Consider the following 21,104-nt stretch of genomic DNA (forward strand, 5'->3'; position numbering starts at 1 on the left):
AACAAGCGGTACTTATCATGGACATCAGGAAATTCGTGCAAACACAGGAAGCTGCCCTGAAGAGATACCGCAGGACATATAAGCTGCTCGACTTTCTCACGATCCTTATCCTCATTTATACATTTCTTATCTTGCTGAGTGCCGATCAGGCACTGCCGTTCATAAAGAGTTTCGAGGTTCGCTCAGGAACAAGTTATGATCTTGCCGGGTTCAGTATACCTTTTGCAACAGTGGTGCTCCTGGCCCTGTCTGCGCTTGTGTCTCTGGCGTTAACCCTTATCATTCACATAAGGGACAAGAGGATCAATACCATCGGGCTCGTAGAAGAAAAATATCCAGGACTTCGGGAAAGGCTGCGAACCGCCTATGATAACCTGGACCTTGACAATATCATTGCCAACGACCTGCGACAGGCAGTATCGTCATCCGTGGAAAAGGTAAGTTCTTCCGCTTTTCTAAGGAAAAGAAGGATCAACTTTGGCATAATGGTGATAATAGTCTCCGTTATCTTACTGGCCTTTGTCACTATGAACAGCATACACGTAGTGGACCCCGGTGACTGGGAAAACGTACTCGATGATCTCTTTCCGGACAGCTCGGATGATGACCTCTTCGAGATAGATGAGGACACTCAGGAGAATACAGGCGCGGAGAACATTACAGGAGAGCCGGCAGTGATAGTGGTGGAAGGGACTGAGGTGGACCTTAGCCTGCCCCCCGGATCGGGAGTCGGCTTTAACGAGGGCAATGACAGCGAGCAGGACACGGATTTTGTGCCTTCATCGTCCTACGAGATCGATGCCATATCCTCACAGACCTATTATGAGAGCTTCCCTGAAGGCTATGAGAGCGTTATCAAGTCATACTTTGAACAGATGGCTCAAAAGTAACATAACTATAGATTTAATCACTGATCACATTAACCAATATCCAAAGGACGAGAACAAAGGAGAGAACAAATGGCTAGCGACATGAACTCAAGGGATCTGACACAAACATACAGGGTTGCCGGGGATATGTTTGCCACCCTTTTCAGAGAGATCGGAAAAGTGGTTGTCGGTCAGGACGAAACCGTAGAGCAGATAATCATTGCGATACTGTGCAACGGGCATGCCCTGGTGGAAAGTAACCCGGGACTTGGCAAGACGCTCACAATATCCACAATAGCAAAGGCGCTGGATCTTAACTTCAGCAGGATACAGTGTACCCCTGACCTCATGCCTGCAGACATCACCGGAACCCATATCATCGAGGACGTGGGCGGCTCAAAGCAGTTCAAGTTCGAGGCCGGACCGGTATTTGCCAATATCGTGCTGGCGGATGAGATCAACCGTGCATCCCCGAAGACACAGTCAGCACTCCTTGAGGCCATGCAGGAAAAGCAGATCACCGTGGGCAATGATACTTTCATGCTTGAGCAGCCGTTCTTCATCCTTGCAACCCAGAACCCCATAGAGATGGAAGGAACTTTCCCGCTTCCAGAGGCCCAGCTTGACAGGTTCCTCCTCAAGATCCTTGTGGATTACCCGAAATATGAGGATGAGATCGAGATAGTTAACCGCTACACCCGCTCAATAATGCCCACCGTCGGCAAGGTCGTTAACAAGAACTCCCTCCTCGACCTGCAGAAGCTCACAAGGGACGTGCCAATCGCAGACGACATCAAGAGCCGTGTCATCAAGATAGTCATGAGCACCCGTATCAGGAACGAGTTCATTGAATACGGCGCTTCCCCAAGGGCTTCCATTGGACTCATCCTTGCGGCAAAGGCAAGGGCCCTGATAAAGGGAAGGAACTATGTGAGCAACGAGGATATCGATGCCATGGCCTACCCGGTGTTAAGGCACAGGATAATCCTTACCTTTGAATCAGAAAGGAAAGGTATCACAACTGACCAAGTCATCAGGAACATCCTTGAAAAGATCAAATAATCCCGGTCCCCGACCAAAACCTAATCCAATAACCGGCAATGAGCGACAAGAAACATACCATAGATGTTGACTTCTTCAGGCAGCTTGACCGCTTCACCTTCATGGTGAAGAAGAGGATGTCGAGCACATATGCCGGAAGCAGGCGCTCTCTCCATAGCGGCAAGGGGCTTGACACCGTAGGCTACAGGGAATACAACAGGGGAGACGAACTCAAATCCGTTGACTGGAAAGCCTATGCGAGGTCCGAGAAGCTCTATGTGCGCCAGTTCGAGGAGGAGAAGTCACTCACCACGCACATCCTGCTGGACGCCAGCAAGAGCATGGACTACGGTAGCGGCGACATCTCCAAGTTCGAGTACGCAACAATGCTGGCAGCAGGCTTTGCATATCTTGTCACAAGGGATAATGACAAATTTGCCATATCCACCTTCTCCCAAGAAGCGGACATCACAAAACCACGCAGGGGAAGAAGGTATCTCCTGCAGACCATCGAACGGCTCGAGAGCGTGAAGCTCGAAGGCAGGACCAATATAGACCATGTCACCAACCTTTATTCGAAGGCCATCAGTTCGAGGTCACTTATAGTAATCATATCTGATTTCCTTGATGACCCCGCATCCATCGAGTCAGCCATCTATCGCTTTGCCGATCATGACCTCCTGCTTGTGCAGGTGCTTGACAGGACAGAGAGCATGCTTACCCTGCACGGGCACAGCAGGCTGGTGGACGTAGAGACCGGGGTCAAGCTGGACACCTACGTCAGCGAGGACTTCAAGAGCGAATACAACAAAAAGCTGGCAGAGCATATCGCCAGGATCACTGCGGCATGTGATAAGGTAGGTGCCGAGTTCTACACTGTCAGCACGGACGTACCTATATTTGATGCGTTCCTCAATACTATAAGCAGGAGGATGTGGTAATGCCTTTTGAGACCCCCCTCGCGCTCGCCGCCCTTGCAAGCGTGATACCCCTTATACTGCTCTACCTGCTGCGCCCCAAGCCGCTTCAGGTAGTGGTGCCTTCGCTGATGTTCCTTATGAACATCAAGGAAGAAAAAAAGCGCTTCTACACATCGATAACCAAACTGATAAAAGACCCGCTGTTCCTTATACAACTCCTTGTGCTTATACTGCTGGCACTTGCTGCAGCAGCGCCTTTCATCGAGACGCAGGAGCCTCTCAGCGGGGAGCATACTGTCATAATCATCGACGCATCCGCCAGCATGCAGACTGACAACAGGTTCAGCGACGCGCTCTCAAAGGCAGGTGACTATGTAAGCAAGAAGAATACCATCATCCTTGCAGAGAACGTACCCGTGACAGTACTTGCCGACGGCGGTTCCTCGGCAGCCGATGAGACCCTGAATACGCTTAAGCCCAAGGCAGTGGTCGCAGATATCTCCGCGGCCGTCTCGGCAGGCATGAGGACGCTATCCCAGGAAGGCGGGAGGATAGTTGTGATATCCGATTTCTCTTACTGGGACGGGGATGACCCAGTGAACGCCAAGAACCTCGCCGAGTCCTACGGACTGCAGGTTGAGTATGTCCTTGTGGGCAGCAGCACCGACAATGTGGGCATCATCCAGGGAGAGGTCTCAGCGGTTGACGGAAGCTACACCTATGCGGGGATAGTGAAGAACTACAATAACGGCAGGCAGTCCGTGAGACTGGATGTTGTTAATGAGGACGGAAGCTCACAGCAGGTGAACCTTAACGTGGCTGCCCGCTCCACACAGCAGTTCAAGGTGACAAACCTGAAGCCCGGCATAAGTGAAGTAAGGATCGCAGCTGCCGACAGCCTCATGGTCGATAACGTGGCATATATATCGGTCCCTCCCTCCGCATCAAAACAGATGCTTGTGGTTTCGGATACCGGGAAGCTCCCTTCCCACACCGCGCTCTCGCTCATGCCCAATGTCAGGACCAACCTGCTTGAAGGAGTGCCTTCGGACCTTTCCCGGTACAGCGTGGTCGTGGTTGCCACTAAGCAGAGGGCTCTTGCATCAAACGAAATAGCCACCCTCAACAGCTTTATCAGGAGCGGCGGCGAGGTAGTGTTCATAGCAAGCGATGCGCTGGCTTCGGATAAGGCCGGTACGGACATGCAGGAACTGCTTCCTGTCAGGACGGGAGATGTCGTGAGTGCCGAGAGAGGTGTAACGCTCAAGGTGCTCCAGGAAACGAGGCTCAGTGAGGACATACAGTTCAAAGAAGTGGCGGTGTACGAGTACCTCAACGCTACTGCAAGGAGGGACACAACGACCCTTGTATCAACCACTGCGGGCACTCCCATGCTGGTATACGGCACGCTGGGAGATGGCACGGTGGTCTACCTGGGACTGAATGACGCCATGGGAGAAGATGCCTGGAACAACTTCCATAACCTTCCAGAATACCCGGTATTCTGGTTCAAGCTGGCCGGCTGGCTCGGAGGTACGGGAAGCGTTACGGATTACAACCTGAAGACAGGCTCGGTATCCGCACTTGCCAGGGAGCAGGAGATACAGACCCCCTCCGGCCTCGAAACAACATCAAGGGTGCTCTATGATGAGGCCGGGGTCTATACGGTGGTCGGAAAAAGGATTGCTGTCAACCTGTACAGCGACAGGGAGTCGGATACGACCCTCACAGGACAGGAGCTTATCGACAGATCGAAGGCTAAGGACTCACCCGGCATCGTGCGTGCCAGCAGCTATACCGCAAAGAACTATCTGGACACATATATGATAATCATAGTTTTCCTGCTTGTACTACTTGAACTGCTGATAATTAGGAAGAGGGGTGAGCTCTGATGGTCAGCTTCGAGCACCCGGAAATGTTCGGGCTTATCATCCCTGTGCTTATAGGCGGAGCCTACATGCTCAGGAAAGCCCGGCAGAAAGGCCTCATAGTTTCCAGGATGATCGTCCTGACGCTGCTTATCATTGCACTGGCATCGCCCTATACGTTGAGCCCAAGGGTGACCGTGGACGACAGCCCCAACCTTGTCCTGATAGCGGATGAGACTGACAGCATGGGACTGTTCGACAGGCAGGCCTCCACTAAGCTCTATGAGCACCTGGCAGCAAATACCCCCACGACCCTTGTGACGCTCAGCGGGGACAAGACCGCCCTGGGAGATGCGATAATGCAGTATGCCACCGGCGATAACCAGATACTGATGGTCACGGACGGGAACAGCAACAGCGGGGCTGACCTTGAGGAGGCCCTGAAGTTCGCGCAAGACATAGGCACGACTGTGTACTATGTGCAACCGGACCTCATCTCCAATGATATCAGTGCACAGATCACCGGTGATAAAACGGTTATCGTGAACAACGAGAACCAGTTCAATATTGTCATCTCACAGGCAGGTACAGGAGAGATCAGTTACCGCTATGAGCTTTACATAGATGACCAGCTCGCAAGGAGCGCAAACGTGGTGCAGGTAGAGAAGCAGAAGACCATACCGCTCCATCAGATCAAGTTCTCGAAGCTCGGTAAGCACACAATGAGACTTGTGGTAATCCCTTCCGGGGACGACACCGACGACATAAACAACGAGTTCTACAAAGCAGTTTATGCTATTCCCAAACCCAAGATTACCGCTATCGGTCTTGAGAGCGGCTCCCCGCTGGCATACTCTCTCCGCAACCTTTACGATGTCTCGGCAGCATCCGATCTTTCAGGCATCGATGGCAAGAAAGCAATCGTAGTAGATAATGTGCATGCCAACTCCTTCTCACAGAGCGATGTGGCAAAACTTAAGCAATTCCTTAATGACGGACATGGCATCGTGGTAGTGGGCGGCGATCGCTCCTATAATTTCGGTAACTACCTGGACTCTCCGATAGAGGAGATACTGCCGGTCGCTTCCAGGCCCACGGACTGGACAGGAGGGCGCAATGTGGTAGTTCTGCTTGACATCTCCTTCAGTACAGCTGCTCATGGCACCCAGGGAGACATTCTTGGGAACGCTATTAATATACTTGAGAATGAGAACCTGCGCGATGCCTATATGGGAGTCATTGCCTTCGGTACTGAGGGCTATGATGTTTCCAACGGGCTTGTCTATCTTGGGACAACTTCGAACATAGAGCTTCTCAGGTCCAAGATAGAGACTCTCACACCTTCCTCCACCAGTCAGACATCGCTTAACGAAGGACTCCTGGTTGCAAAGGGCTGGCTAGATAACGAGGCAGGTGAACTTGACATTATAATCATATCCGATGGAGGGATTGAGAAGTCCTACGACAGCAGCCTTGACATTGCCAGGGAGATCACAGGAGATGGAGTGAACCTTTATTACATCCATATAAGGTCCAGTGCTCCCTCACAGTATGATGAGAGACAGGTTGCATATGCTCAGCGACTTATGGAAGAAGTGGACGGTACATATTTCAGTCTGAACCGGGGTGAAAGGGCCAACATTGTATTCCATGAACTGCCACAGCAGACCGAAGAAAATGAGAGTGCATTCGGCACCTTCCCGCTCATTGAACTCAACACACAGCATTTCATAACCAGGGATGTGGAAGTAGAGGGCGAGATAACAGGATACAACGACGTCACGCCAAAAGCCGGCGCCGACAGGATCATTATTACCGCCACCGGCAAGCCGGTCATAACCACCTGGAGATACGGGCTTGGAAGGGTCGCGGCCGTTACGACCGATAACGGCGAAAGGGGAGGGAACAGGTGGGGAACTGCACTGTACTCAGGCAACAATTCAAGACTTATTTCCTCCACTGTGAACTGGGCCATCGGCAACCCCCGTGAGGAAACGGGAGCCGTGGTGGAAGCGGCAGATACCTGGTACGGGACGCCTACAGACGTGGTGCTCACAATGTACGATACAGGCACGCCGATCCTCAAGCTCAACGGTAACAACGTCGATCTCTCCCTGACAGGCAACAATGTCTATGAGGCCAGTGTCAGCTCGAACAGTATAGGAGTTCACGACCTCTCAGGCTATCCCATAGCTGTCAACTATGCACTGGAATATCGCGATGTGGGACTTAACGAGGAACTGCCTGTGCTCATAAAGGCATATGGCGGCAGCACATATACCGAGGACGAGGCACGCGCCAGCCTGCTCACGGAGGCAAGGGAGAAGTCCGAGAAGCTGGTGCGCGACATCGTCAGCTACAAGATGTATTTCCTGATCGCAGCCCTGATGATCTTCCTTGGCGAGGTCATCATCAGAAGGCTCAGGGAGATCAGGGAAATGAAGAAGATGCAGAGCGAGATGCAGGCTTAGACAGACCTTCAATGCCTGCATCTTTTGCTTTTAGGATACGCTGCGGTCTTCTCAACCTACATCATCTGTTATCAAATCGGATAACAAAGCTTTTTAGATCGTACTTCCTGGACAGGAGTGTGCTGCACAGCTGCTTAAATAACCACAGGTTATATATTCACAATTGTTATATGCGAAACCAATAAATACTTGTTCCAACTACTATACTCTGAAAGCGATCATGTGATCCAGAGGCACAGAGCCGTAACAACTCACAGAAGCACATTTTACAGAGGAACAGCAAATGGACAACAATGAATATGGATTTGACACCCTGGCACTTCACGCAGGGCAGGTTCCTGACCCGACCACAGGCTCAAGGGCAGTACCTATCTACCAGACAGCATCCTACGTGTTCAGGGATGCTGAGCATGCGGCCAACCTTTTCGGACTCAAGGAGTTCGGCAACATATACACCAGGCTGATGAACCCGACAACCGATGTACTTGAAAAGAGGGTAGCTGCCATTGAAGGCGGCACCGGCGGGCTTGCTGTGGCCTCTGGAATGGCTGCCATAACCCTGGCCGTCCTCGGGGTGACAGGGCCGGGAGATGAGATCGTTTCGGCCAACAACCTATATGGAGGCACCTATCAGTTATTCAACAACACCCTGCCAAACCTCGGGAGAAAGGTCAGGTTCGTGGAATCCACAAAACCGGAGGAGTTCAGGAAGGCCATCAACGAAAAGACAAAAGCGGTATATGCAGAAATTGTTGGTAACCCCAAGCTCGACGTGCCTGACCTTGAAGCTATAGCAAAGATAGCGCATGAGGCAGGGATACCTTTCATAGTGGATAACACGGTGGGCATAGGTATCACCAGGCCTATCGATTTCGGAGCCGACATCGTGGTGCTCTCTGCTACCAAGTTCCTGGGAGGACACGGGACCACCATCGGCGGCGTCATAGTGGACTCCGGGAAATTCAACTGGGATAACGGGAAGTTCCCCGGACTGACAGAACCCGATCCGAGTTATCACGGCCTCAGATACTGGGAAACCTTCGGGAACCTCCCGGGAGCTGGGAACATAGCTTTCATCATCAAGCTCAGGGTACACCTGCTGCGCGACCTTGGACCCGCACTCAGCCCCTTCAGCGCCTTCCTCCTCCTCCAGGGACTCGAGACCCTTCCCCTCAGGGTGGAAAGGCACAGCAGCAATGCTCTCAAGGTCGCGGAATTCCTCAGGGGACATCCCCTTGTGGAATGGGTCAACTATCCGGGACTCGAGGGCCATCCGAGCCACGAGCTTGCAGGGAAGTACCTGAACGGGAAATACGGGGCCATCCTTGGTTTCGGGATCAAGGGAGGACTTGAGGCCGGCAGGAAGTTCATCGATAACGTGAAACTGCTCTCCCACCTGGCAAATATCGGGGATGCAAAGAGCCTTGTCATCCACCCGGCTTCCACGACCCACCAGCAGCTCACCCCGGAGGAGAGAAAAGCCACAGGTGTAACCGACGACTTCATCAGGATGTCCGTGGGTCTTGAAGATGTGAAAGATCTGATAGCAGACATAGACCAGGCACTGAAGAGGTCGCAATAATATGAAAAACGAGTCACTCGGGATCACAGAGACGCAGTATTTTCACCTTCCCGGAGAGCTGCAGCTGGAAAGCGGGAAAAAGCTATCCTCGGTGACGCTGGCCTATGAGACCTACGGCAGCCTGAATCAAGACAGGAGCAATGCTATACTGGTATGCCACGCCCTCAGCGGGGACGCGCATGCGGCAGGCTGGCACCCCGGAGACCAGAAACCGGGCTGGTGGGACACCATGATAGGCCCGGGCAAGGCACTGGACACAGACAGGTACTTTGTGATCTGCTCCAACGTGCTGGGAGGGTGCAAGGGCTCCACCGGGCCCTCCAGCACCAACCCTGCTACAGGGAAGCCATATGGCATTGATTTCCCCGTGATAACAATAGGGGATATGGTGAAAGCACAGAAAGCGCTTACCGATCATCTTGGCATCGGAAAGCTCTTTGCTGCCGTCGGAGGCTCCATGGGAGGCGTGCAGGTGCTGCAATGGGCGGTATCTTATCCGGACTCCCTCAGTAAGGCTATAGCCATAGCGACAACATCACACTCATCCCCGCAGCAGATAGCCTTCAATGAGGTGGGCAGGATAGCCATCATCTCGGACCCTAAATGGAATGAAGGTAATTACTATTCCCAGAGCCCGCCGGTCCACGGTCTTGCGCTTGCCAGGATGATCGGGCACATCACATACCTTAGTGATGATTCCATGCAGTATAAGTTCGGAAGGAGGCTTCAGGACAAGAACAAATACGATTTTGACCTGGCCTTCGATTTCGAGGTGGAGAGCTACCTGCATCATCAGGGGCAGTCCTTTACCAAGCGCTTCGATGCAAACACCTATCTGTATATAACCAAGGCGCTTGATTACTTCGACCTGACAAAGAACGGCTCGCTGCGGGATGGACTGAGGGATGTACAGGCCAAGTTCCTTGTGATAGGGGTCAGTTCTGACTGGCTCTACCCGACCTATCAGTCCAGGGAGATCGTGGCGGCGCTGACAGCCAATAATAAGGATGCAAATTATCGGGAAATAGAATCCAACTACGGGCACGATGCCTTCCTGCTGGAGACAGGGCAGCTTAGCTACCTCATAACGAATTTCCTCTCCCATGTGAGCGTTGCGGACATCATGAAAAAGGATATCGTATCCATTCAGGAAGGAATAAGCATCGAGGAAACTGCACGGGTGATGTGCAGGGAAGGGATAACTCACCTGCCGGTGGTTTCCAAAAGCGGCGAGCTTGCAGGGATAATCACCTCCTGGGACATATCCAAGGCGGTTGCCCTGAAATATACCTCTCCTGAACACATCATGACCAGGGAAGTCATTACGGCAAGCCCTGACGAGTCTATCGAGAGTGCCGCAAAGAAGATGCAACGGAAGAATATCTCCGCCCTGCCGGTGGTGGACGCTGGCAGGAAGATACTGGGCATTATCGGCAGCGATGAGATCAACAGGCTTGTTGGCGGCTACATCTGAGCTACATCCGGCTGATGATCTGGGAACCGCTCCTTCCATTTAACGGCAGGGGCGGTACTTCTGTTTTTTGATATTTGATGCAGTACTTGCAACTGCTTATATAGACTGCTGCTTTAGTACAGTACTGTTGATAAACAGAGGTAGCATATGATCGACTTTGCGTGTAAGGAGTTTGAGATAGAAGCTGTCATCAAGTGCGGGCTGAACCTGACAAAAGCCGATCTTGATGTGTTAAAGCATTTCCTTAAGTTCGGCCAGGACTGGCTCAACACGGACCATATTGCAGAGGAGCTCGGGCTGAACCTTTCGACGGTCCAGAGGAGCGTCAAGAAACTCTACGAGCGCAACATCCTGATCCGCTCCCAGAACAACATGGACGGCGGAGGATACTTCTTCGTGTATAAGATCCGCAGTAAGAAGGAGATCAGGGAACTCATCATGCAGGTAGTCAACAGCTGGGTGAACAGGGTCGATACGGAACTGCAGAGCTGGGCTGAAGAAAAACACGAAAAGAAGTGATCATATCATAATTAATCGGTTTACAACAATCAAGATCAAATCAAACGAATCCTCATCGAACAGTCTTAAATCAGGAGTGTAATCATGCTTAAAATAACCCCATATCTCGGCATACTTGTGCTTATCGTGTCCATTGCAGGGCTCTGGTTCCCCCTGCTTGGCTATCTGCTGCTGGTGGTCTTTGCCACTCTCATGATAACCAGCATCTTCAGGGGAAGGTGGTTCTGCGGGAACCTCTGCCCCAGGGGAAGTTTCAATGACTTCTGGGTCGGTAAGATATCCAGGGGTCGGAAGATACCAAAGATCCTGAGAAGCTTCTGGGTAAGGGTCCCTCTCCTTGCATTCATGATGGTATTCATGGGTTACAGGCTCATGTCAACGCAGGGGCTCATCAACCAGATAGGGATGGTCTTTGTGATAATGTGCCTGATGACCACAACCATAGCACTGATCGTGGGTGTCAGTTTCAGCCCCCGTACCTGGTGTACCTTCTGCCCCATGGGGACCATGCAGAACCTCATCGGAGGAAACAGGTACAGGCTCCATGTGGACGATTCCAAGTGTATCGACTGTAACAAGTGCGAGAAAAAGTGTCCCATGCAGCTTGAAGTGCACACTAACGACCACAAGCCCGACTGCATAAAGTGCGGCAGGTGCGTGACATCGTGTCCCACAAAAGCACTGGCGTTCAGGAACTGAACTCCTCGTCCGGCCCAGGCCGGAGGCCCTGATCGATTAAAAAAGGACTGATTCAGGCCCCTTCTGAAGGGGCCATGGATCTGTCTGTTCAGCCATTGATGGCTGCCATTTATTCTTCACTCGGTGTCTGCCTTGATACGGAAAACCTTTTCCAGTTCCATGCTTTCATCCGTGTCATCGACTGATACGGTCTTCCTGATCCTGTACTGTCCTTCCTTCACCCCATCTACAAAGACCTCTTCAGGATTGAAGCTCTGGGTGAAGGCATCTCCGGGGGACAGGATGATCATATCCATTGTCACGATCAGGTCCATTTCCACAGCTTCCCATTCCGAACTGCTTTCATTGAAGGCATCAACACTGAAGCTGCGCCCGAACATGAGGTTGGTGTTGCCTGTGTTCCTGACCTCAAGCTCGATATCATCGGATATGCCATAGGTTTCCCGGGACAGGTTAAGAAGTGCTCCGGGAGTTGTTTCCACATTATCATCCTCATTCACTGCCTCATTGTCCAGGCATCCTGCAAAGAACAGGAAGAGTGCAACCACTCCTATGGATACTAGAGGGATCCATCTCAATTTTGGGTTCTTGCCCGTAGTCAATTTGTTTTTGCCCATAGTTATCATATCCACTAAAGCCACAACAACTGATAAATCATTCTATAGCTACGGATTTGTTCGCAGTTACCAATCCAGTTCAGCATATACCACTCTTTTGCAGGATACCTTAGCAAGGATTTTAACCTTCGAAATCATACTCTTTTCAGGGTAGCAGGGATTCATATGAAAGGCAGATTTGCGATGTTCATGGCAGCATTGCTGCTTGTTCTCATATTCAGCGGAACGGCATCCGCCCTGACGACACGGAGCGGCGATACTGTTGTGATAGATGATGTGATCGATGATGATGTATATATAGCCGGAGGCAGTGTCCTGATAAGCGGGACAGTCGTCGGTGACGTCGTGATAGCGGGGGGAAGGGTCGAGGTCAGCGGCAATGTGACCGAGGATCTCACTGTAGCAGCAGGAGAGGTAGTTATCACCGGTAATGTAGGTGACGATATCAGGGTTGCGGCGGGCAACCTGACATTTAACGGGGATGCCGGGAGCGATCTCGCCCTTTTCACCGGTGATACTGTCATTGGCAGGGAAGCGCTTATCGGGGGAGTGCTCGCGTTCTCGGCCGGCCAGATGGAAATGCTCGGGAATGTCACATGGGACCTTACAGGCTCGGCAGGCACCATGGTAATGGGAGGAAATGTTGGCGGGGATGCAGAACTTCAGTCGGGAAATCTTGAGGTACTGCCTGGCGCAAGGATAGAAGGCGACCTCAGGTACACTGCTCCTGAGAGGATCGAGGTTCCCGCAGGAGTGGTTGGCGGTGAGATATATTATAACATGATGTCCGACGGGAACAGTGAAATTGGAGCCTTTGTGGTACTCTGGTGGATAGCCAGTTTCCTTGCCCTTATACTTATAGGTCTTGTGCTCCTGGCGATATGGCCGGACAGGATGCAGCGCCTGGCAAGAAAGACATCGGATAGTCCGGGAAGGGCCTTTCTGACAGGGCTTGTGGTCGTGATAGCTGCATTTGTCATTTCAGTGGTGCTCATGCTTACGATCATAGGGATACCCTTCGGGCTGATAATACTGGTAATGACCATCATCCTGCTGTACCTGGCGAGGATAATCACAGGGCTCTGGCTCGGAAGGTGGATGTTCACAAAGATGGGAAGGGTGCAGAGACCATGGGTGGAACTGCTCTTCGGGTTATTTGCACTCCTGCTGGTAAGCGCCATTCCCGTTATAGGCTGGCTCGTGAGCCTGGCAGCTACCTTGATACCGGTAGGGAACCTGGCAGAAGAAACGAGGAGGCGGTTCTGAGTTTTATCCGGATATTGAGTAGAATGGATGCATCAGGATAACTGGCATAAAAGTCAAAGTATAAATATTAAAGAGTATATCAGTGTTTTGACAAGCAACGCTTTTAGATTCCCTTTTTTAAGGGAGGTTTATTCCGAGATGCAAAAGATATGCACAGACATCATTATTGATGCACCGGCCGAGAAGGTCTGGAGCATCCTGACTGATTTTGAGAATTTTGATGATTGGAACCCCTTCATACAGGTCCGGAAGGGGAAACTTGAGACCGGCGCACAACTTGAGATCCTGCTTCGGCCACCCGGACAGAAAGCCATGACCATGAGGCCGACCGTGGTAAAGGTCGAGCCGGTCAAGGAATTTCGCTGGCTTGGGAGCCTCTGGGTCAGGGGCATCTTCGACGGCGAACATGCCTTCAGGATAGAGGAACTCGATGAGAACAGGTCACGCCTTATCCAGTGCGAGCGCTTCAAGGGAGTGCTTGTGCCGCTCATCCTTCACCTGATGGGAAAGAATATCGAGCAGGGGTTTGAGAGCATGAACCTCTCCCTTAAGAAGAAAAGTGAAAAGGCCTGAGCTTCAGATGTAGTTCGCCCTTGGCCTTATTACCCTGTTATGGGAATACTGCTCAAAGTAGTGAGACACCCAGCCTGATACCCTTCCTGCCGCAAACACAGATGTTGCAAGCTCAGGCGGGATCTCAAGATATTTGTACACCACAGCAGAGTAGAAGTCTACATTAGGATAGATGGGTCTTCCCTTATTCTGCATGAACTCGCGGTACATGACCTGCTCCAGCCTCTCGGCCAGGTCGTACCACTGGGTATCCCCATGATCGTCAGCAAGCTTCTTTGCAATGTCCTTGAACAGCTTTGCCCTGGGATCGCAGGTCTTGTAGACCCTGTGACCAAAACCCATTACCTTCTCCTTCCTGGAGAACTTATCAAGCACATACTGCTCCGCATTCTCATGTGAAGCAACCTCGTCAAGCATATCCATGACACCTTTGCGGGCGCCGCCGTGAAGAGGTCCTTTGAGGGTGCACAGGCCGGTTATCACAGCCGAGTAGATATCAGCCATGGTGGAAGCCGTTATCCTCAGGGAGAAAGTTGACGGGTTAAGCTCGTGCTCGGCACTCAGGATGAAGTCCTTCTCGATAGCCTCAGCTTCGATAGCACTCGGGACCGTACCCCTCAGCATGTATAGGAAGTTTGCTCCGTGGGACAGCTTCTCGTCAGGGGCGATGAGGAACTTTCCGGTCTTATACCTGTGGACTGCAGCAACAAGGGTAGGAAACTTAGCTACCAGGCGAATGGATTTGTTCATATTGGCTTCCATGCTGCTGTCATCTTTTTCCTCGTCCATGTGGGCAGAGCAGCAGACAGCCGTCCTGAGGGAATCAAGGGCCTCTGTGCCATAGTTGCAGACCTTTAGCACGTTCAGGATCTCTCTGTTGATATAGCGTTCTTCTCTGAGCTTTCTTGAATATGCCTCGAGCTCCTGGGGAGCCGGTATCTTCCCGTATATCAGAAGATAGGATACCGCATCGTAAGGCATCTGTTCCAGTTGTTCGACTTCGATCCCTCTGTACCTCAGTATTCCCTCCATTCCGTCGATGGAACATATGCTGGTATCCAGAGCTATAACATCTTCAAGTCCTTTTTTCGTGTCTTGCATATAAGTGCCCCCTACGCAGAAAATCTACGTTACGGTAAAAAGATGCCTGAACGGATCCAGACATACCTTGTTATAGAGTTCACTAAAGGTCCGTATCTTAATGATTGATACAGGACATGATCGGATAAATGAGTAATGCACATCAGAGATGTGGATGGTAGGTAAAGGGATTATTCCCCTTTAACCCTATCCCTCAGGAACTTGTGCAGGATGCCACCGTTCCTGTAGTATTCCACCTCTATGGCAGAGTTCAGCATTACGACCACAGTGAATTGCTTCTGCTTCCCGCCAGCATCCCTGGCCACGACAGTAAGCTCACCGTAGGGCTCCAGGTTGTCGATTCCCTGGATATCGAAGGTCTCCGTGCCTGTCAGTCCAAGGTTCTCGGCATTCTCGCCATCCCTGAAGCGCAGCGGCAGCACTCCCATCCCTACAAGGTTACTGCGGTGTATCCTCTCAAAGGATTCCGCGATGACCGCTTTCACGCCAAGGAGCTGAGTGCCCTTTGCAGCCCAGTCTCTGGAGCTGCCCGTGCCGTATTCCTTTCCTGCCAGGATAACGAGCGGAATGCCGGATTCCACATACTTCATGGCTGCGGAATAGATGTACATCTCTTCCCCGGTTGGGAGATAGACTGTCCAGGCACCCTCCTTTGCAGGAGTGAGCCTGTTCTTGAGGCGTACGTTGCCGAAAGTACCTCTCATCATGACCTCGTGGTTCCCACGCCTTGAGCCGTAGGAGTTGAAGTTCTTCTCATCGACTCCCTTTGAGAGCAGGTACTGGCCTGCCGGGTAGCTTGTGCGGATGGAACCTGCAGGAGAGATATGATCCGTGGTTATGCTGTCGCCCACCATTACAAGGACGCGTGCGTCCCTGATGTCAGCCAGGGGGGCTGCTTCCAGAGGGAAGTCCTTAAAGAATGGCGGTTCCTGGATGTAGGTGGAATCCTTGTCCCAGTCGTACAGCAGTCCGGAAGGTGCGTTGAGCTCTCTCCACAGGCTTGTCCCCTTGAAGACGCTGGAGTATTCCTCCTCGAACATCTCAGGAGTGACAAAGTCCTTTGTGTAACGGTCGACGGTCTCTTTTCCCGGCCAGATGTCCTTGAGATATACCGGCTGCCCATTAGGGTCACATGCTATGGGTTCGGTGCTGAGATCTATATCCACGGTCCCTGCAAGAGCATATGCCACGACCAGCATGGGCGATGCGAGATAATTGGCTTTGACCTGGGAATTGATCCTGCCCTCGAAGTTCCTGTTACCGCTGAGCACTGCTGCAACTGTGAGGTCTTTCTTCTCGATCTCCTTTGAGACCGCCTCGTTGAGCGGCCCGCTGTTGCCTATGCAGGTGAGGCATCCATAGCCTACAACGTGGAAGCCGAGCGCTTCCATGTATGGCATCAGGCCGGCCTCTGTTAGATAATCGGTAATGACGCGTGAGCCGGGTGCCAGGCTGGTCTTGACAAAAGGCTTGACTTTAAGGCCGCGTTCCACTGCATTCTTTGCCAGGAGTCCGGCTCCCATCATAAGTGAAGGATTGGAAGTGTTGGTACATGAGGTAATGGAAGCAATGACCACAGACCCATGGGTGACACTTACGTCATCGGCACACTTGACCTTCACAATGCCGGTATGATGCGGAGAGCCGGCAATGCTGTAGCCTCCGTCCCCGAGCCAGCGGCCATAGTCAACATCGCCGTTGGGTGATTTGCGGCTCTTTGCCTCGAAGGCCTCCTTCATGGCCTGGTGGAAGACCTTTGACATCTCCTGGATTGCAATGCGGTCCTGGGGTCGCTTGGGGCCTGCAAGGCATGGTGAGACCGTGCTCATGTCAAGTTCCAGCGTCGAGCTGAAAGCCGGCTCCGGAGAGTCCTGTTTCATGAAGAGGCCCTGCTCCTTGCAATACTTCCTGACCATGTCCACATGTTCCCTGCTCCTGCCGGTCTGGAGCATGTAGTCGAGAGTCCTCTCATCCACAGGACAGAAGCCCATTGTTGCACCGTATTCAGGAGCCATGTTCGCAAGTATCGCCCTGTCTGCCAGGTCAAGCGTCCTGTAACCCGGACCGAAGAATTCCACGAACTTGCCCACGACTCCATGTTTCCTGAGCATCTGCACCATTGTCAGTACAAGGTCTGTGGAGCTGACGCCCTCCCTGAGCTCTCCTGTAAGCCGGAAACCCACGACTTCAGGGATCGGCATGTAATAAGGCTGTCCGAGCATGACTGCTTCGGCCTCGATGCCACCTACTCCCCAGCCCAGCACGCCAAGGCCGTTGATCATGGTAGTGTGGGAATCAGTGCCCACAAGGGTGTCGGGATATGCTACATCCTCGGACCCCTTCCTGACCACATGTACAAGGGGAGCCAGATACTCTAAGTTGACCTGGTGGATGATACCGCTTGCAGGCGGCACTACCCGCATATTATCAAAGGCCTTCTGGGCCCAGTGAAGCACTTCGTAGCGCTCCTTGTTCCTGTGGAACTCGTACTTCTCGTTGCAGTGAAGCGCATAGGATGTGCCGTAGTAGTCCACCTGGATGGAGTGATCGATAACAAGGTCGGCAGGTATTACAGGATTGATCTTCTTCGGGTCGCCACCGAGCCTCTGCATGGCAGACCTGATTGCAGCGAGATCAACAACAGCCGGGACACCGGTAAAGTCCTGCATTATCACCCTTGAAGGGACAAAAGGGATATCGGATGCAGGAACTGACTCCGGGCTCCATTTCGCAAGGTTCTTCACATCTTCTGCGGTGATGATCTCACCGTCGATGTTACGCAAAACATCTTCAAGTAAAACCCTGATCGAGTATGGCAAGCCTGAAAGGTTGACAATACCAAGTTCTTCCAGTTTTTTCAGGCGGTAGACAGTTGCCTTTTTACCGCCAATGTCAAGAGTCTGTTTAGCCCCGAAAGGGTCATTATCAAGAATACCTTCCATGAATGTCACCTATGGTAATTAACACGATTAATATAAATGATTACTTAAACGGATTGTGCTCCCGCCCTCTGTACCGCCGCAGCAGCAATCCTCAAAGCCCGGATCATATTTCCCGGCTGCACCTTTTGCTGATCCTATGTTACCGCCCATAAAAAATCTACATGAATAAATAACTTTGCCTGCGTACACTACTTATGAATAACTATGAATAACCTGTCGAGAATATAAGGTCCCTGGAGCTCCTGTAAGTAACAACAAGATAGCCGTGATCAGCGCCCGCAACCCCGACCGGCTCTCTCGGCACACCGGCTTCTGGCAATAAAAAACGTGGGATTTCAAAACTCCGGAGAATAGCGCCGGACGAGGAAGATCACATAGAGGACCAGGGAAAGATAGAAAGAAAAGCTTCTAGTCCCGGGGATCCGGTTGAAGGCGGGGAGGGACATCCATCTGAGTGATCTGTATATGTAGCGAAGTCTTGCAGGAATACTTAAAATCAACCCGGAGAGCTCCGGCGAGGCCGGTACATTTCTGGGGAAGAGAAATAACGGCAACGAGGAAAGATTAGAGGATAATTTTATTTTGATGAGAATTTAACTGGGCCACTTATCCCGATTATTTTTGTGTACCTTATCCATCACTTCAACAAGCTCAACACTGCTTCTGTGGTCAGCATCAAGAGGATCATTCAACAAAACCAGTGTTAGAAGATGATAGTGAGTGTAAGTTACCCTGGAATACTTGCAACTGTGCATATCTAAATGCGAGCTTCCTGATACAGCTAGCGCTGTGTCAATAGATTTTAAGTATCTGTTAAGATGCCATTAAATCAGAGATTTAATGGGGGTTCTGGAGCCCAAATTTCATTTTAAGAGCCTCTCCATATCCTCTTCTATGGTTGTGTTCGGTGTAATAGCGAACTTCTCCACAAGCACTTTGAGGACATTTGGTGAGATGAATGCCGGAAGTGTCGGGCCAAGTGTAATATTCTTTATTTCGAGCCTCAAAAGGGTAAGCAATACAAGGACCGCCTTTTGTTCGTACCAGGCGATATTGTATGAGATCGGTGCCTCATTGACATCTGTAAATCCGAGTCTTGCCATAAGACCCTGTGCAATTACAATCAATGAGAATGAGTCATTACACTGCCCTGCATCAAGCACCCTTGGAATTCCATCAATTTCCCCCAGGTTAAGTTTATTGTAGCGATACTTTGCACATCCGGCAGTAAGAATAACGGTATCTTTGGGCAATGCTTCTGCAAAATCCGTGTAGTATTGCCGGTCTTTATGCCGTCCGTCGCAGCCTGCCATGACAATGAACTTCTTTATCTTTCCTGTTCTGACAGCATCAATGATCTTGTCTGCATTAGACAACACGGAGTTGTAAGCAAAGCCTCCCATAATGGTACCTTCTTCCAGTTGTATCGGAGGTTCACATGTCTTTGCCTGCTCGATGAGAGCAGAGAAATCTTTCTTACCATTCTCTGCTTCAATATGTGTAACATCGTCATAACCTACGGAGCCTGTGGTGTATAGCCTGCCAATATAGCTATCCCTTGGAGGAATTATGCAGTTGCTTGTCAGTAATATCGGACCGTTGAAACTCTCGAATTCCTCTTTCTGATGCCACCATGAACCTCCATAGTTGCCTACCAGATGTTCATATTTCTTAAATTCAGGATACGAGTGTGCAGGGAGCATCTCACCATGAGTATAGACATCCACGCCTGTTCCTTCGGTCTGATCCAGTAGTTGTTTCAGATCCTTCAGGTCATGTCCGCTTATGAGAATCCCGGGATTGCCTCTTGCTCCTATGTTAACCTGCGTAGGTTCAGGATTTCCGAATTCAGCTGTATTCACCCTGTCAAGGTCTGCCATCACATCAAAGCCTTTTTCCCCGCATTTCAGGACCAGTGAGATGAGATCCTTATCGTTCAGGCTGTCATCCGTGGTTGCCACAAGCCCTTCTTCAATGAACGAGCTGACTTTCTTGTTGATATTACCAAGCATCATAGCATGATGTGCATATGCTGCAATTCCTTTGATACCAAAGATCAACAGTTCCCTTAATGACCGGATATCTTCATTCTCTGTTGCAAGTATGCCTGTATTCCTGTCACTGAGGTTCGCAGGGGTCAAAGTTGCAATCTCGGGCAGATAGTTCTCATCAAGTGCATCGTTTTCCAGAAGCTTCTGCCTGATCTCATTCCGGATCTTGAATCCTCTGTTGATGCGCTCCTGAATTCCGGTAGCTCTGAAATCAGTATTAGTTATGGTTGAGAATAATGCATCAAGCATAAAATCATCAGTGCTCTTCTCGGAAACGTTTGCCTTTCTTGCTTTCTGGTTGTAGAATGCAATACTCTTAAGCACATAGATGAGATCATCCTGAAGGTCTGCAACCTCCCCTTTCTTACCGCACATCCCATTCATTGTGCAGCCTTTCCCTTTCATTGTTTCCTGACACTGGTAGCAGAACATCGTATCACCTTTACTTTTTTACATATTATTGTCAGTAGGTACATATTTGCTTTGTGTGCTCCCACATTTTAAACCATTCCCTGAATATAATATGCAGTAAATTATATAAACATGGTACCGAGCCCTATATATAGAGCCATTACGTGCGGTTTTACTGAAAACAAGGAACGTGGAAAGAAATCTACTAATTGTGCAGTCCCCACCTCATTATTTAACCCACACTGCTCTCCACAGGGCCGGATGGGACCTGCGGCCTTCTGTACTCGCCCATGAGTTCTCCTTTGGCAAGTATATGGGACTGCATTGCATCCTCTATCTCATTCCTGTCCTTCCCGGTGATGAAATCGAGCCGTGTGTCAAGGGCATAGGCCATGAAATAGTATCTGTGCGTGCCTTCGGAGGGACAGGGGCCGCAATATGATATCCTGTTGAAGCCGTTCATGCCCTCCACGCCGGGAACAGTGTCCTCGTCGATGTCTTCCACGAAATCAATGTTCCATACTATCCAGTGGGTCATCGTCCCAGAAGAGGAATCCACCCCATCGACTATCACTACGATGCTCACTGTGGCAGATGGCAGATCCTCGAAACTAAGAGGCGGGCTTATATTCTCCCCGTCACATGTGTATCTGGCCGGTATCATCTCCCCATGCTTAAAAGCGCTGCTGGTAACTAACAT

The 21,104-nt window shown here is 51.0% G+C and carries 16 protein-coding genes and 1 pseudogene; 11 read left to right on the forward strand and 6 right to left on the reverse strand.

What is annotated here, in order from left to right; all coding sequences use genetic code 11:
* The first annotated feature begins 17 nt into the window (after nucleotides 1-17).
* The 9 genes from PV02_RS11360 (at nucleotide 18) to PV02_RS11400 (ending at nucleotide 11,443) form a co-directional block, all read left to right on the forward strand.
* Nucleotides 18-890 carry a DUF7502 family protein gene (locus tag PV02_RS11360; protein WP_256623535.1) on the forward strand — a complete coding sequence of 291 codons (873 nt, stop codon included), beginning with the start codon at nucleotides 18-20 and terminating at the stop codon, nucleotides 888-890.
* A gap of 69 nt (nucleotides 891-959) precedes the next feature.
* Nucleotides 960-1,931 (forward strand): AAA family ATPase, encoded by a 972-nt coding sequence (locus PV02_RS11365; protein WP_256623536.1) that lies wholly within the window; start codon nucleotides 960-962, stop codon nucleotides 1,929-1,931.
* Between the two features lie 38 nt (nucleotides 1,932-1,969).
* Nucleotides 1,970-2,851, forward strand: a complete 882-nt coding sequence (locus PV02_RS11370) for a DUF58 domain-containing protein (protein WP_256623537.1) — start codon at nucleotides 1,970-1,972, stop codon at nucleotides 2,849-2,851.
* Nucleotides 2,851-4,722, forward strand: a complete 1,872-nt coding sequence (locus PV02_RS11375; protein WP_256623538.1) for a BatA domain-containing protein — start codon at nucleotides 2,851-2,853, stop codon at nucleotides 4,720-4,722. The genes PV02_RS11370 and PV02_RS11375 overlap by 1 nt, the downstream gene beginning before the upstream one ends.
* Nucleotides 4,722-7,169: a vWA domain-containing protein gene (locus PV02_RS11380; protein ID WP_256623539.1), complete on the forward strand. Its 2,448-nt coding sequence runs from the start codon at nucleotides 4,722-4,724 to the stop codon at nucleotides 7,167-7,169. The genes PV02_RS11375 and PV02_RS11380 overlap by 1 nt, the downstream gene beginning before the upstream one ends.
* 283 nt (nucleotides 7,170-7,452) lie before the next feature.
* Complete coding sequence (locus PV02_RS11385) at nucleotides 7,453-8,751, forward strand: O-acetylhomoserine aminocarboxypropyltransferase/cysteine synthase family protein (RefSeq protein ID WP_256623540.1); 1,299 nt, start codon at nucleotides 7,453-7,455, stop codon at nucleotides 8,749-8,751.
* Nucleotide 8,752: 1 nt separating this feature from the next.
* On the forward strand, nucleotides 8,753-10,225 hold the full coding sequence (gene metX, locus PV02_RS11390) for a homoserine O-acetyltransferase MetX (protein WP_256623541.1): 1,473 nt from the start codon (nucleotides 8,753-8,755) through the stop codon (nucleotides 10,223-10,225).
* Between the two features lie 147 nt (nucleotides 10,226-10,372).
* Complete coding sequence (locus PV02_RS11395; protein WP_256623542.1) at nucleotides 10,373-10,744, forward strand: MarR family transcriptional regulator; 372 nt, start codon at nucleotides 10,373-10,375, stop codon at nucleotides 10,742-10,744.
* Nucleotides 10,745-10,828: 84 nt separating this feature from the next.
* Complete coding sequence (locus tag PV02_RS11400; RefSeq protein WP_256623543.1) at nucleotides 10,829-11,443, forward strand: 4Fe-4S binding protein; 615 nt, start codon at nucleotides 10,829-10,831, stop codon at nucleotides 11,441-11,443.
* Between the two features lie 116 nt (nucleotides 11,444-11,559).
* Here PV02_RS11400 and PV02_RS11405 read toward each other — a convergent pair whose 3' ends face one another.
* Nucleotides 11,560-12,069: an immunoglobulin-like domain-containing protein gene (locus PV02_RS11405; protein WP_256623544.1), complete on the reverse strand. Its 510-nt coding sequence runs from the start codon at nucleotides 12,067-12,069 to the stop codon at nucleotides 11,560-11,562.
* A gap of 156 nt (nucleotides 12,070-12,225) precedes the next feature.
* Between PV02_RS11405 and PV02_RS11410 the strand changes: the two genes are divergently transcribed.
* Together PV02_RS11410 and PV02_RS11415 are read left to right on the forward strand one after the other, a co-directional pair.
* Complete coding sequence (locus tag PV02_RS11410) at nucleotides 12,226-13,326, forward strand: DUF8173 domain-containing protein (RefSeq protein ID WP_256623545.1); 1,101 nt, start codon at nucleotides 12,226-12,228, stop codon at nucleotides 13,324-13,326.
* Nucleotides 13,327-13,464: 138 nt separating this feature from the next.
* The gene (locus tag PV02_RS11415; RefSeq protein WP_256623546.1) at nucleotides 13,465-13,899 is read left to right on the forward strand and encodes an SRPBCC domain-containing protein; all 435 of its coding nucleotides are present in this window, start codon (nucleotides 13,465-13,467) and stop codon (nucleotides 13,897-13,899) included.
* A gap of 3 nt (nucleotides 13,900-13,902) precedes the next feature.
* Here PV02_RS11415 and PV02_RS11420 read toward each other — a convergent pair whose 3' ends face one another.
* The 5 genes and pseudogenes from PV02_RS11420 to PV02_RS11440 form a co-directional block, all read right to left on the reverse strand.
* A complete protein-coding gene (locus PV02_RS11420) occupies nucleotides 13,903-15,000 on the reverse strand; it encodes a citrate/2-methylcitrate synthase (protein ID WP_256623547.1) in 1,098 nt (365 codons plus the stop codon).
* Nucleotides 15,001-15,170: 170 nt separating this feature from the next.
* Nucleotides 15,171-17,942, reverse strand: a complete 2,772-nt coding sequence (gene acnA, locus PV02_RS11425) for an aconitate hydratase AcnA (RefSeq protein ID WP_256623548.1) — start codon at nucleotides 17,940-17,942, stop codon at nucleotides 15,171-15,173.
* A 626-nt stretch (nucleotides 17,943-18,568) separates the two neighbouring features.
* Nucleotides 18,569-18,739: pseudogene (locus PV02_RS11430) on the reverse strand (IS5/IS1182 family transposase); the annotation flags it as partial.
* Between the two features lie 66 nt (nucleotides 18,740-18,805).
* On the reverse strand, nucleotides 18,806-20,425 hold the full coding sequence (gene hcp / locus PV02_RS11435; RefSeq protein ID WP_256623549.1) for a hydroxylamine reductase: 1,620 nt from the start codon (nucleotides 20,423-20,425) through the stop codon (nucleotides 18,806-18,808).
* Nucleotides 20,426-20,636: 211 nt separating this feature from the next.
* Nucleotides 20,637-21,104, reverse strand: a complete 468-nt coding sequence (locus PV02_RS11440; RefSeq protein ID WP_256623550.1) for a YbhB/YbcL family Raf kinase inhibitor-like protein — start codon at nucleotides 21,102-21,104, stop codon at nucleotides 20,637-20,639.

Source organism: Methanolobus chelungpuianus, assembly GCF_024500045.1.
GTDB lineage: Archaea > Halobacteriota > Methanosarcinia > Methanosarcinales > Methanosarcinaceae > Methanolobus > Methanolobus chelungpuianus.

Coding starts and splice junctions, on each gene's coding strand:
- PV02_RS11360 (WP_256623535.1), top strand. CDS start 18: ATGGACATCAGGAAATTCGTGCAAACACAGGAAGCTGCCCTGAAGAGA.
- PV02_RS11365 (WP_256623536.1), top strand. CDS start 960: ATGGCTAGCGACATGAACTCAAGGGATCTGACACAAACATACAGGGTT.
- PV02_RS11370 (WP_256623537.1), top strand. CDS start 1,970: ATGAGCGACAAGAAACATACCATAGATGTTGACTTCTTCAGGCAGCTT.
- PV02_RS11375 (WP_256623538.1), top strand. CDS start 2,851: ATGCCTTTTGAGACCCCCCTCGCGCTCGCCGCCCTTGCAAGCGTGATA.
- PV02_RS11380 (WP_256623539.1), top strand. CDS start 4,722: ATGGTCAGCTTCGAGCACCCGGAAATGTTCGGGCTTATCATCCCTGTG.
- PV02_RS11385 (WP_256623540.1), top strand. CDS start 7,453: ATGGACAACAATGAATATGGATTTGACACCCTGGCACTTCACGCAGGG.
- metX (WP_256623541.1), top strand. CDS start 8,753: ATGAAAAACGAGTCACTCGGGATCACAGAGACGCAGTATTTTCACCTT.
- PV02_RS11395 (WP_256623542.1), top strand. CDS start 10,373: ATGATCGACTTTGCGTGTAAGGAGTTTGAGATAGAAGCTGTCATCAAG.
- PV02_RS11400 (WP_256623543.1), top strand. CDS start 10,829: ATGCTTAAAATAACCCCATATCTCGGCATACTTGTGCTTATCGTGTCC.
- PV02_RS11405 (WP_256623544.1), bottom strand. CDS start 12,069: ATGATAACTATGGGCAAAAACAAATTGACTACGGGCAAGAACCCAAAA.
- PV02_RS11410 (WP_256623545.1), top strand. CDS start 12,226: ATGAAAGGCAGATTTGCGATGTTCATGGCAGCATTGCTGCTTGTTCTC.
- PV02_RS11415 (WP_256623546.1), top strand. CDS start 13,465: ATGCAAAAGATATGCACAGACATCATTATTGATGCACCGGCCGAGAAG.
- PV02_RS11420 (WP_256623547.1), bottom strand. CDS start 15,000: ATGCAAGACACGAAAAAAGGACTTGAAGATGTTATAGCTCTGGATACC.
- acnA (WP_256623548.1), bottom strand. CDS start 17,942: ATGGAAGGTATTCTTGATAATGACCCTTTCGGGGCTAAACAGACTCTT.
- hcp (WP_256623549.1), bottom strand. CDS start 20,425: ATGTTCTGCTACCAGTGTCAGGAAACAATGAAAGGGAAAGGCTGCACA.
- PV02_RS11440 (WP_256623550.1), bottom strand. CDS start 21,104: ATGTTAGTTACCAGCAGCGCTTTTAAGCATGGGGAGATGATACCGGCC.